The following is a 12,463-nucleotide window of genomic DNA, read 5'->3' on the forward strand; positions in this document are numbered from 1 at the left end:
AACAGCTGATAAGCAAGGTTATTTCTCTTCAATAATCTCGCTGATCTGCTGTCTTAGCCGAGTCTTATACAGATAAAAAGCAATTATTGATGCACACAAAAATAGGCCACCACTGATTAACAGACTGGTGTTATCAGACAGACCCACCCCAGCTCCTGCAAAGCTAAACACCATCATTTGCGGGATAAAACCTATGCCGCTACCGGTGAAAAAGCGCCAAGCACTTATGTGGGTCGAGCCCGCCACTAGATTAGTGAGAAAATTGCTGCTGAGCGGCAAGATCCGGATCATGATCATCTTCAATATGGTGCGGTGAATGATCAAATTCTCTAAGCGCGTTAATTTGGATTGAAAGCGCTTTTTTAAGCTACTTCTAAAAACCCAGCGCGCAAAATAAAAGGTGATCACGCAGCCAAGTAGCGCGGATAGGCTACCTATTAGTGCGCCTTTTATACCGCCCAATGCAAAGCCAAAGGCAAATGCCATAAACTGTCTTGGTCCACCAACACTGGTATAAGCCGCGCCAATGAGGAACAGTACCACAAGCCCCTTATCACCCTGCTCGGCTAAATAGTCGGCAATCCAATTACTATCGGCAACGGTAGCAAACGCGCCTTGTTGAAACGCGTATATAACCAGTGATAACACGGTAATGATGGATAATATTTTCGCAAAACGCTTCATAGCCAATCCGCAATCATTCTCTTAATGCTTAAGCTGCATTAGCAAAAAAGCCAACGTATCAACGTTGGCTTTTTCATTGCTTAAGCGTTAGTTAAAACTTGTATTCATAAGTGCCAAATACTGTGGCATTGGTGTCATTTTCTTGCACTTCAAACTCTGACTGAGACACTGTGCCACCAACGCTCATCATGCCGTACCAAAATGGCATACGATAGCTGAGTTCTAGCATCAACAGGTCTTCTTTAAGAGGTTGCGGTGCCCAGCCGTGACTAGGGCTCTTACCATCTTTATTCAGTTGGGCGTAGCGCAGCAGCGAAGTAAAGCCTCTGCTATTGGCGAACTGGCCAATCAAACCTAAAACATACACATTGGCATCGCTATCATAGGTGCTGCCTAACGCGCGGTCATAATAACGTGAACCACTCTTGTAAGTTGAGTGCTCGTAGAAACAGTTGAAGGCGTTTTGGTCTTCACCACAAGCCACCATGGTATCTGTGTACTCGAGGAACACCTTATACTGCTGACCATCTAAGTTAAAACGAGTATCGGCACCAAATAGCTTTGAGCAATCGACGATATCCCAAGGTGCCGAACTCTTAGCATCTTCACAAGTTCTTTCGTAGTACACACCGAACGGCACGTTGTACCAAGTATCGCTGAAGCGGATGTCATATCCCGCCATCTGGTTGCCGTAATTAGAACAACCTACTTCATCGACGTTATCGGCGCGGCAGTCTCGCTGACCTGTGATCGACTTAAACGCACTTTCCCAAGTACATTCTTGGCCATCGCCACAAAATTGCGTAGTCCACGATAAGCCTAACTCTAGCTGTCTAAATGGACGAATCGAACCTCTAACGTTCCACAGCAGCGTATTGGGAGCATATCGATCTTCCTCGAACATGCTAACACCTGCGGTAAGTGTCCAAGGTCCCATCCAAGAAAGCCAAGGGGTCTCAAATGCCTGAGCATTATTACGGCTCAGCATGAGTGACGGCATGGGTCTGGCGTTATTCGACTTGTGTAGCGCTGAGTCAAACCCCGGTCCCCACCACTGCTCGACGGCGCCAAAGGTGAACATCCAGTTGCCTAACGCCATGGCAAGGTAAGAATCATCGAAACGAAACTCTTCATCATCTGCAGGATCATAATTCGCCGATGCTGAAACCTTGTAGGCAAAACGCTCACCTAAATACTCGTAAGAGGCCGTTGCCTCGCCTTGCTCGCGATAGTCTGAACCAAAGTGCTGAAAACGCGCCGGGTCACTAGCTGCAGCCATTTTTAGGCTGATGTTGCCACGGTTATCGACCGCATTGCGATAGTAATAATTGACTCGCGAAAAAGCCTCGACCAATCCAGGAGTCAAGGTCGAAGGCTCAACCTTGGCCAAGTCGCCACCAATTCCCGACCACATTAGCGGATAGGTATTCACCGGGACGGTAATAACGCCAGCATCGGCAAGTGCCTGAATATCGGCTCTCAAATAGATGTCAGAGGTATCGACCCAAGGCGCAGCAATACTGGCCCCTGAGAAGATTAAGGCTAAAATCGATAAGAATCTAACAGTATGAAACTGGATAAACTTAAGCATGGACAACTATTTAGCCTTTTTTGTTAATGCATTCGCGACTTCGATATGGACAAACTGACTCACGTCGCCTCCATGAAGCGCCACCTCTTTAACTAAGGTTGAAGAGATAAAGGAGTTCTCTTCCGCTGGCGTTAAAAATACGCTTTCAAGATCAGGACTCAGACGACGATTCATGTTGGCTAGCTGAAATTCATATTCGAAATCTGATACCGCACGTAAGCCTCGAACCAAGACGCTGGCATTTTGATCTTTAGCAAAATCAACCAATAGACCACTAAAACCGACGACTTCGACATTATCGAGGTGCGCGGTGACCGTTTTCAATAACTCGACTCGCTCTGCAAGGGTAAATCTTGGCTGCTTGGAAGGATTGGCTGCAATACCGATAATCACGTGCTCAAATAAATTAGCCGCACGCTCAATCAGATCGGCATGACCATTGGTAACAGGGTCAAATGTTCCTGGATATATGGCTCGCTTATGCACGTTTAAATCTACCCTTAATGATGTAACTCAGCGGTCTGAACTACCATAAAATTCATAGTCCTAGAATATGGACTTTTTAGGGGCACTATCCTACTCGTTCTAGAGTGAATTGTGAATGCAAAAGCTGAGATAAGCGACAAGGTTCATCAAGTTGTTAACTTATCTCAAAGCTTAAAAAACAAACGGGCAACCTGACTAACTCGTACTGGCCTTTTTCAGCTTAGGCCAGAGTATTTGATGGGGCTGTTGCCAAACTGCAAGTTGTTGGCTTACAGCAATATCTTGAAAGTGTTGGCCGATACTTGGCGCAACGGTAAATTCGTACTCTTGGCCCAGGTAATCAAAATGCAAACTATAGGCATGCAGATAGCCTCTATCGGCACTCAAACCACCGTACAAGGTATCGCCTAAAATAGGCACGCCGATGCTGGCCAATGCCACTCTCAGTTGATGAGTCTTACCGCTATGAGGTTTGAGTAGGTACAAGCGCTCCCCCTCTGCGATAGAGTGAGAGAAAAACTGCGTAATGGCGGGATTTTCGGTAGTGCGAAGCAATTTATGCATACTGCGGCGAGACTTGGCCATATCGCCAATCACCCAGCCCTGCTTCTTCTTCGGCTTTCCCTTAGCCAAGGCAAGGTAGTATTTCTGCACTAAATGAGCCGAAAACATGCGGGTAAACTCGGCGGCAGCACTGCTAGACTTAGCTAAGATAATCAGCCCAGACGTCATGGTATCTAGCCTGTGCACGGCGTAGAGCTTGATACCGAGATCGGCTTCGGCTTGAGCCACGACGCCGGCGTTGCCATCTTGGCTATGAAAATGCACTTCGGCGGACTTATTAATTACAATAAAGTCGCGCTCATCGGCAATGACTCGATACATAAATAAAGCTTCCACTAAGCCACTCTAAGGCAGCTTAGCTATCACAAGACTAAAAAGTGATAATCACCTTTAGGCCTGGCTGATTATCGGTTAGCGCTATTTTAGCATTATGTCGCGATAGAATCGCCTTCACCATAGATAAACCTAACCCTGTGCCCTTATGATGACGGCTAGGGTCTAGGCGCACTAGACGCTCAAATACCTTGTCACGAGAGCCCTCGGGGATCCCAGGACCATTGTCTTGAATCGAAATCACATTGCGATTTTGTGAAATACTTATCTCTGCGCCTTCACCGGAGTATTTGATTGCGTTATCAACTAAGTTAAACAAGGCTTGGAACAGCAAGTATTTGTCGCCGCTGACCTGAAACTCTTCACCGGTCGTCAGCTTCAACGACTGATCATTAAACTCTGCCATCGCCTCCGCCATCTCAAACAAGTCTTGGCTAATCGCAATTAAACTCACATCTTGCAGTTCTAAGGTTTGCTGGCCCTCTTCGATACGGGTTAGTGACAACATGGCATCGAAGGTCGCTAAACAATGATCGAGTTCTTCGGTAAGAATGGCGCAGCTTTCCTCAAGCTCCTCTTTAGGCTTGCTCGGTAATTGCTCAAGCCCGATTCTAAGATGAGACAAAGGGGTACGCAGATCATGGGCGATATTGTCAGTGACCCCCCGTACTGCTGCTAAGTTCTTCTCTAGTGCATCGAGTACACCATTAAATTGCTTAGCCAACATATCAAATTCGTCTTGACGCCAGCTCACGGGTAAACGTGTCGAATATTGTCCTCGCTCAATCTTCTTACTTAAACGGTTATACTGTACTAAGCGACGTAAAATGGCTTTAGAGAATAGATAGCCAAGCGCTAAAGTCAGCACAACGGTGAGCATCAAGGCGGTGATCGCAGCATTGGTAAATTTATCGATAAGCGCGCCGAGCTGGTCGACACGGGTCGCGATCAACATGGGGCCATAGCGAGTCATCACCATGCCACCGGTTAAGATATGCAGTTTTTCAGGGCCACCAGTAAACACCGGAAACTCGCGTTTCTCTGGTAGCATAGGCATATCGTCGGGGATCATGCTCAAAGAGCCGATATAATCTGAGGAGTCACGCCAAACAATCAAGGTGACTTTGGGGTCGGCACTGCGCACTTGAGTCGCAAAGCTGCGCTTATCTAGGGTCAATGCCATCTGTTGATAGCGGGTCTTTTCGGCGTCTAGATGCAAGTCCAGCTGATACTCTTGCTCATTGATCAGCTGGCGATACATTCCCAGTAACAATGTGCCAATGATGACAGTTACCAGGGCCGAGAATATGATGGTAATGCGCCAGGCACTACTCTGATAGGGCTTAATGCCCTTGGCGTAACCGATACCCAGCACCTCGAACAGTTTCGATTAATTCACCGTGGCCTAGCTCTTCAAACTTACGTCTCAGTTTGGCGATATGCACATCGATGACATTGGTACGAGGATCGAAGTGATAATCCCACACAGCTTCAAAAAGCAGGGTGCGACTAATTACCTGATTAACATGTTCCATCAGGTATTTAAGTAGCTGAAACTCTTTTGGCTGCAGTAAGATTTCTTGCCCATCGAGAGTCACTTTACGAGTCAACAACTCTATAGTTAACGGACCCACATTAAGGTCGGTAACCGCTGGCTGTGATTCACCACGCTGCATCAACTTCTCGGCACGAACCAACAGCTCAGAGAAGGCGAAAGGCTTGGTCATGTAGTCATCACCACCCGCACGTAGTCCTTTTACTCGCTCATCGACATGGCTTAACGCAGATAAGATCAATACTGGCGTTTGACTGCCAGTAGCGCGTAGCGCCGCTAACAACTTCAAGCCATCTAGCTGTGGCAACATACGATCTAAAATGATTAAGTCGTACTTCATGCTGGTTGCAAGCAACAAACCTTGATGGCCGTCTGTCGCAGTTTCTATATTGTGCCCTTGCTCAACAAATCCCTTTACGACATATTCGATGGTAGTCGCGTCATCTTCAACCATGAGTATTTTCATGTTTTAGTCCCATTTGAGCAGTGGTAATAATTGTTTGTTTTCAATATCGAAGGCCAACTGACGTTTACCATCAATATCAAGGATTTCTAATTCTATATAACTGATCCCTAGATCATTGTCGACTTCGGCTTTCACTATGTAGCCGCTACTTTCTTGATTTACTAGGGTCAACATTTCCGATAGCGAGTGGCCATTTTGTTGCAGCATCAGTACACCTGAAAGCTCATCTTTGTCGTCATTTTTTAGACGAGAGACTTCACGTTCTTTCAAACTGCCATCTATCGCTCGATATTCATATTCTGTGATGGTTTTTGCCTGAGGATCGATCATCTTGAATTCGTAAATTAACTCGCCATTTTCGATATCCGCTTCAAATTCGGAGATCACGCCCTCATGTTGCTGCTCCAGCTGTTGCATCATCTCTGCTGGCATAGGGTAATTCCCCGTAGACAACAATGAATACAAGCCTTGGCTAGCAAACGAGCTACCAGATACTAATAACAAACCAATTAGCCAACGAGCCATGGCTCCTCCGAAAATAAAACGCAAAACTACTTTTTTAAAGGATTATTCAGAAACCAGACGCAAGCTGTCAATTTCTATTTCAATACCTTGCCACTCGTCGTCGACTTGACCCACTAATTTTACCTTGCTCTCACCAGTGATCTCAATATCACGCATTAATCTGTTGTCGATCTCGACTTTAATGTCACCACTCTCATCACGAAACAAATAATTTTCATCGCCGAGGCTTTGTACCAAGTAGCCCGTCAACTCAACAGGGGTATCGTCCTTTGCGTTAGCAGCATCGGCGGCAGTATTAACATGGCTTGCCACACCGGGGCCATTATATGCAGCCATTGCCGGCATAGTTAATACTGCTGATAAAATGATTAAACCTGTTAATTTCTTAGACATAAAATAGCACTCCTCTCAAATATAGGGGCTCAGTTTATGACATTGTGTATAACATCTAGATGGATCAAAGATTAAACTTTGATCATACGCTTAAAGCTTAGATGAATAGCCATAACCTCTCTATAAAATGGCTATTTTTCCAGTATATGAATGAGCTCAGACTTTAACGCCACAGTCGTTTGTGTGCCTACCGCCAATTCCAGCTGCTGCGCCAAGTATAATGGCACCTCGGCATGGATCTTATGCTGCACGCCTGTCACGCTTGCCAGTACACGCACCGTTTCGCCCATGATTAACATTGAATCGACGGTAATATCGAGCTTATTAAAGCTGCGGCACAAGCGCCCCTTCTTAATAGAATTGAAGCGTACGCCTTGATTTGGGATCACCCAACGTACCTTAGTACCCACATCTAAGCTTTCAAAATAGGTACTGGCAATCAGGTGTTCACCAAACTTAAGCCAAGTGATCTGTCGCTCCTCTTCCTGCGCGATCACATAGGCATCGAAGATATTACGCAGACCCATCTGCTTAGCGACGGCTTCATTGCGTGGACGTGTAAGCACCTCTCGCGGACGACCTTGCTGCAACATCTTTCCTTGACTGATCAAGATCATACTGTCGGCCAACAACATAGCTTCATTTAAGTCATGGGTCACCATAACGACCGGAATAGCCAACTGCTCCTTGAGTCGAGCCAACTCTAAATAGAGTCGCTCACGGGTTTCTCTATCGACCGCAGAAAAGGGTTCATCCAACAGTAACACCGAAGGCTCACGGGCCAGTGCTCTTGCCAAGGCGACGCGCTGACGTTGACCGCCAGAAAGGTGCGCAGGCAACCTATCGGGTAGACCGTGTAAGTTGACTCGCTCGAGCCAATCTTTAGCCCGTGACTCTCGCTCGGCTTTAGGAATATGATCCAGCGCCGCCACCACATTTTCTAACGCGGTTAGATTAGGGAACAGCCCAAAGTGTTGCGGCACATAGCCAAGGTGTCGTTGCTGCGGCGTTAGCTGTATTCCCTGAGGGCCGTCAAACCAAGCCTTATCGCCATAACGGATCTCGCCGTCTTCGGGTTTAGTTAACCCGGCAATCATTCTTAATAATGTTGACTTTCCACCACCGGAGGGCCCAACAACCGCCAAGACTTCTCCGGCCTTACAGCTAAACTCAGCATCGAGCTTAATATGCTTTGCCTGTTTAATGCGGCAATAGAGATCAGCGACGATTTGCGACATGCTGACCTCCAACACGGCGCGATAGGCTGGTTGTTAACGCCAATACCGTAACCGCAAACAGTAAGAGTACCAGCGACATATTGCCCGCACTGGCAAAATCGAATGCCTGTACGCTGTCGTAAATTGAGATGGCAATGGTCTTGGTTTCGCCAGCAATATTACCGCCCATCATCAGCACCACACCAAACTCACCGAGTACATGAGAAAAACACAATACGATGGCGGTTAATACGCCCGGCCAAACCATAGGCAGTTCGATCTTAAATAGCACCTTAAGTCGGCTCATACCGCAGCAGGCCGCGGCGTCACGCACATCTTCAGGCACAGCTTCAAAAGCACGCTGAATTGGCTGAATCGCAAAAGGAATATTGACTAAGATGGAGGCAACCACCAGCCCTGAGAAGTGAAATACCAGTTGGTGGCCAAGCAGTTGCTCTAACATGCGGCCAAGCCAAGATTCGCTACCGAGCCCCACCAGCAGGTAGTAGCCGATAACCGTTGGTGGCAACACCAGTGGCACCATGACTAAGGCTTCGACCCATGACTTACCGGGAAAATGCCGATAAGCCAGAAAACGCCCCGCTAGAATCGCTAACGGGATCAAGATAAGCACAGTCACGCTGCTGAGCTTAATCGATAGCAGTAACGCTTCCCAATCCATTAATTCATCGCTCTCGCAAAGCCGTAGTCGGCAAACACACTCTGAGCGGCCTCAGACTGCAGATAGGTATAAAACAATTTGGCGGTTTCGCCCGCTTTTAAGGTCAGCACCATACGCTGATCGAGTGGCGTATAATATTCCTGCGGGATCACCACGTAATTTGCGCGCGCCTTAAACGGTTTTGCTACAGCTAATGACAGAGCCACTAAACCACCTTGGGTAGCACCACTCACAGCAAATTGTGCCGCTTGAGAAACGTTCTCACCAAAAACCAAATTCGGCTGAATATCTTGCCAGAGACCCAACTTTTGCAGTACTTCTTTAGCGCGTTCGCCGTATGGAGCATGCTCAGGGTTGGCGATAGCAAAGCGCTTTAACTGCTTGGAATCTAAAAACTGTTTAACCCCTTCTAAATTTGCATCTAGGGGTAAAGGTGAAGACTTAGGGGCGGCAATCGCCAGCTGACCCACGGCGTAAATCACGCCTTGATCAGGTGTTTGCTGCGCTTTGGCTAATTGAGTGATATAGCGCTCATCTGCCGAAAGGAACAGTTCAAATGGCGCACCATTGCGGATTTGCGCGACAAAGTTACCCGAAGAACCATAAGAAATTCGCACCTTACGGCCTGTCTCTTGGGTAAATTGTCTAGCGATATCGTCGAGGGCAAACTTAATGCTCGACGCTGCTGCAATCACGGGAACATCTTGCGCTGCTAAAACCACTTTATTCATTGCTAAAAAGGGCAGCAATAATGCCAGTAACATCACCCTTAACTTCATTTAGCCAATCTCCTTGCGTCCTTAACAGCGCTAATTTTACGCTTTATTTATCCCACATTTTTGCGGCTTGTTCGTCGGCGTCACGGGCTTCAACCCAGTTAGAGCCTTTGTCACCAGCTTCTAGTTTCCAAAACGGGGCTTTGGTTTTTAGAAAGTCGATCAAGAACTCACAGGCAGCAAATGCCGCTTTACGGTGCGCGCTAGTCACGCCGATAAATACAATCTGCTCGCCCAGCGCCATAGCGCCGACTCGGTGAATAATGGTGACATTGTTCAGCGGCCAACGCTCACGCGCCTCGGCTTCAATCTGATTCAGCACTGCTTCTGTCATGCCAGGGTAATGCTCAAGCGTTAAGTCGGTTACCGCGCTGCCATCGTTAAAGTCACGCACTTTACCGACAAAGGTCACCACAGCGCCATCGCTGTTATCTTGGCTGATTAAGTGATATTCCTCTGGAACATTAAAGTCCTGAGTCTGTACACGGATCATCTTAACCTCCAGTGACTGGTGGGAAGAATGCGACTTCATCACCATCTACAATAGGTGTATCCCACTGGCTAATGGTTTGGTTTACTGCAACTAACAGCTTGTCTGATGCCAACACTTTGGCCCACTTGTCATCGGTTGCGGCTAACGTTGCACGTAGGCCTTCGGCTGTTTGCGTATTTTCACCTGCTTCAACTTTTACGCCTGCAGTGCCAATAAGCTCTCTAACTTGTGCAAAAAATAGTACGTTAATCATATTGTTCTCTATACCTTAAAGTGCCCAGACTTACCGCCACGTTTCTCAGTTAAACGAACCTGAGAAATCACCATATCTTTTTGGACTGCTTTACACATATCGTAAATAGTCAGTGCTGCAGTAGAAGCCGCCGTTAATGCTTCCATCTCAACGCCTGTTTTACCCGATAGCTTACACAGGCTGCGGATCCATACGCGGTTATGCTCAGGCTGCGCTTCTAGCTCAACTTCCACCTTAGTTAACATCAATGGGTGACAAAGTGGAATAAGATCAGAAGTCTTCTTAGCGGCCTGAATGCCGGCGATACGCGCCGTGGCAAATACATCACCTTTGTGGTGGCTGCCACTCATGATCATCTCTAGAGTTTCACTTGCCATCTCAATGTAAGCTTCGGCACGCGCTTCACGCTCGGTAACAGACTTATCGGTTACATCTACCATATGAGCGTTACCGTCAGCATTAATATGGGTAAAAGCATTGGTCATTGGGTTTACGCCTTCTAATAAATTTGGTTCAGAGTAACAGCACCGCAAAACAGTACTGTAAAACATGCCTCAGTTGAGGCTTATTCGGTGATTTTTTTCACATGCATCACAAAGTTACAAGGACGATGAGTTGCATCAAGTTGTTCTTTTATCAGCTTATTCCAACCGGTTTTGCACGCGCCCGTTGAACCCGGAAGACAGAAGATAGCCGTTTTATTGGCGATACCGCCTAATGCACGCGACTGCACTGTAGATGTGCCAAGCTCGGTATAAGTGATATGCCTAAATAGCTCACCAAAGCCTTCGATATCTCTATCAAATAACGGCTTAACCGCTTCTGGGGTGTTATCTCTATCGGTAAAACCTGTACCGCCAGTGGTGATAATGACCTGCACATCTTCGGAGGCGATCCATTGAGAAAGCACCGAGCGAATTTGATACTTATCATCTTTGATAATCTGACGTTCGGCAAGCTTATGCCCCGCCTCTAATAGTGCTGTTGCAAGAAAAGCACCTGAGGTATCAGATGTGAAATCTCGGGTATCAGATAAGGTTAAAACAGCAATGTTTAGTGCCGTAAACTGGCTTTGAGTGCAGTGTCCCATTATGGTCTCTTATTTGTCCGATTCATTTCGTACTGAGTCATAGCGACAATTATACCTAGCTTCTGACGCAACTTAGTTGCGTCAGATCAGAGTTTAATTAGCCGCCGATAGAAGCGAGGTGCTGCGTGACGCCTGTGATGCCGTCATGCAGGAAGTGGGTTTCTTTTTTCTGTGCAAGCTGACCATGCAAGCGTTCAATTAATTCAGCTTGTTGATCTGGAGTTTGCAGCAAGTCACGCAAGTCGACACCATTTTCGGTAAACAGACAAAGATGCAGTTTACCTTTGGCTGATACTCGCAAGCGGTTACAACTGGCACAGAAGTTTTTCGCGTAAGGCATGATGAGCCCGATGCGGCCTTGATAGTCTTGATGGCTGAAGTTTTGCGCAGGGCCGTCGTCAGCCGCTGGGGTATCGAATTGCCAACCCGCCTGCTCTAGCTGCAACTTGATGTCGTTACCCGCTAGATGATGAGCCTTAAAGTAATCGTGGCCTAGACCCGTTTCCATTAACTCAATGAAACGTAAGTCAATCGGGGTGTTCTTAATCCAATGTAAAAAACGTGGCAAGTCTTTATCATTCAGGCCTTTAAGCAGAACAGCATTGATTTTAACTCGCTCGAAACCTGCCTCTAGCGCCGCATCGACACCACGCATCACCTCATCAAACTTATTCTCACCGGTGATCTGGTAGAACATTTTCGGGTCTAAACTATCGACCGAGATGTTGATGCGCCTAAGCCCTGCGTCATACCACTCTTGGGCATGCTTAGCTAAACGGTAACCGTTAGTAGTCGTGGCAATGGTTTTAATCTTATCGTTGTCTTTAACGATGCGAATGATGTCGGTGAAATCTTTACGCAAAGAAGGCTCACCACCGGTAATACGGATTTTTTGGGTGCCTACTTGTGAAAAAGCCGAAACCAGATGCTCGATTTCATTGAGATCGAGGAATTTAGGCTTACCGTCTGGGCGGTAGCCATCTGGGAGGCAATACGTGCACTTAAAGTTACATACGTCAGTCACTGACATACGCAAATAATGAAACCGTCGACCAAAATTGTCTTGTAGTTGGGACATGATCACCTTTCCAAGTAAGGGGAGGTGAGATCATTTCTTTTCTCACCCCGGTGGCGTTATTGCCACGGCTAAAAACCCTTATCTGTCTCGACGTAGGGTAAGAAGCTCGGAGAACCGTCAACCTTGATTATAGGCGTATTTTTGTGACAAACCATACCCTCAAGCCCACATTTGCCGTCAAAAACCAACACATATAAAGTTTTTGTGACAGTTATCACGGCATAAGCTGCTTAAAATATCTTCGCTACAAGCTTGTAAACGCTGTGCCCTTGAGCAA

16 protein-coding genes and 1 riboswitch are annotated in these 12,463 nt (G+C 46.9%); all 16 genes read right to left on the reverse strand.

Annotated features, from left to right (window positions below):
* Positions 1-18 precede the first annotated feature (18 nt).
* Positions 19-684, reverse strand: coding sequence for a TVP38/TMEM64 family protein (locus SPEA_RS21540; RefSeq protein WP_012157293.1), 666 nt, complete (start codon positions 682-684; stop codon positions 19-21).
* A gap of 91 nt (positions 685-775) precedes the next feature.
* Positions 776-2,275, reverse strand: coding sequence for a capsule assembly Wzi family protein (locus tag SPEA_RS21545; protein WP_012157294.1), 1,500 nt, complete (start codon positions 2,273-2,275; stop codon positions 776-778).
* A gap of 6 nt (positions 2,276-2,281) precedes the next feature.
* Positions 2,282-2,761: a pantetheine-phosphate adenylyltransferase gene (gene coaD / locus SPEA_RS21550; protein ID WP_012157295.1), complete on the reverse strand. Its 480-nt coding sequence runs from the start codon at positions 2,759-2,761 to the stop codon at positions 2,282-2,284.
* A gap of 195 nt (positions 2,762-2,956) precedes the next feature.
* Positions 2,957-3,646 (reverse strand): TIGR01621 family pseudouridine synthase, encoded by a 690-nt coding sequence (locus SPEA_RS21555; protein ID WP_012157296.1) that lies wholly within the window; start codon positions 3,644-3,646, stop codon positions 2,957-2,959.
* Positions 3,647-3,695: 49 nt separating this feature from the next.
* Entirely contained in the window at positions 3,696-4,919 is a 1,224-nt protein-coding gene (locus tag SPEA_RS21560) for a sensor histidine kinase (protein ID WP_190272120.1), read from the reverse strand.
* An 82-nt stretch (positions 4,920-5,001) separates the two neighbouring features.
* Entirely contained in the window at positions 5,002-5,679 is a 678-nt protein-coding gene (locus SPEA_RS21565; protein ID WP_012157298.1) for a response regulator transcription factor, read from the reverse strand.
* A gap of 3 nt (positions 5,680-5,682) precedes the next feature.
* Positions 5,683-6,204, reverse strand: coding sequence for a PepSY domain-containing protein (locus tag SPEA_RS21570; RefSeq protein WP_012157299.1), 522 nt, complete (start codon positions 6,202-6,204; stop codon positions 5,683-5,685).
* Between the two features lie 42 nt (positions 6,205-6,246).
* Entirely contained in the window at positions 6,247-6,597 is a 351-nt protein-coding gene (locus SPEA_RS21575) for a NirD/YgiW/YdeI family stress tolerance protein (protein WP_012157300.1), read from the reverse strand.
* A 131-nt stretch (positions 6,598-6,728) separates the two neighbouring features.
* A complete protein-coding gene (locus SPEA_RS21580) occupies positions 6,729-7,835 on the reverse strand; it encodes an ABC transporter ATP-binding protein (RefSeq protein WP_012157301.1) in 1,107 nt (368 codons plus the stop codon).
* The gene (gene modB / locus SPEA_RS21585; protein WP_012157302.1) at positions 7,816-8,496 is read right to left on the reverse strand and encodes a molybdate ABC transporter permease subunit; all 681 of its coding nucleotides are present in this window, start codon (positions 8,494-8,496) and stop codon (positions 7,816-7,818) included. Before modB ends, SPEA_RS21580 begins: the two co-directional genes overlap by 20 nt.
* Positions 8,496-9,275, reverse strand: coding sequence for a molybdate ABC transporter substrate-binding protein (gene modA / locus SPEA_RS21590; RefSeq protein WP_012157303.1), 780 nt, complete (start codon positions 9,273-9,275; stop codon positions 8,496-8,498). Before modA ends, modB begins: the two co-directional genes overlap by 1 nt.
* Positions 9,276-9,318: 43 nt before the next feature.
* Positions 9,319-9,765, reverse strand: a complete 447-nt coding sequence (gene moaE, locus SPEA_RS21595; RefSeq protein WP_012157304.1) for a molybdopterin synthase catalytic subunit MoaE — start codon at positions 9,763-9,765, stop codon at positions 9,319-9,321.
* A 1-nt stretch (position 9,766) separates the two neighbouring features.
* A complete protein-coding gene (gene moaD, locus SPEA_RS21600) occupies positions 9,767-10,018 on the reverse strand; it encodes a molybdopterin synthase sulfur carrier subunit (protein WP_012157305.1) in 252 nt (83 codons plus the stop codon).
* An 8-nt stretch (positions 10,019-10,026) separates the two neighbouring features.
* A complete protein-coding gene (gene moaC, locus SPEA_RS21605) occupies positions 10,027-10,503 on the reverse strand; it encodes a cyclic pyranopterin monophosphate synthase MoaC (protein WP_041411171.1) in 477 nt (158 codons plus the stop codon).
* Between the two features lie 80 nt (positions 10,504-10,583).
* Complete coding sequence (gene moaB, locus SPEA_RS21610; RefSeq protein ID WP_012157307.1) at positions 10,584-11,108, reverse strand: molybdenum cofactor biosynthesis protein B; 525 nt, start codon at positions 11,106-11,108, stop codon at positions 10,584-10,586.
* Between the two features lie 97 nt (positions 11,109-11,205).
* A complete protein-coding gene (moaA, locus tag SPEA_RS21615; protein WP_012157308.1) occupies positions 11,206-12,186 on the reverse strand; it encodes a GTP 3',8-cyclase MoaA in 981 nt (326 codons plus the stop codon).
* A riboswitch (molybdenum cofactor riboswitch) is annotated at positions 12,174-12,310 on the reverse strand. It overlaps the preceding gene by 13 nt.
* Positions 12,311-12,463 lie beyond the last annotated feature (153 nt).

The organism is Shewanella pealeana ATCC 700345 (assembly GCF_000018285.1).
Classification (GTDB): domain Bacteria; phylum Pseudomonadota; class Gammaproteobacteria; order Enterobacterales; family Shewanellaceae; genus Shewanella; species Shewanella pealeana.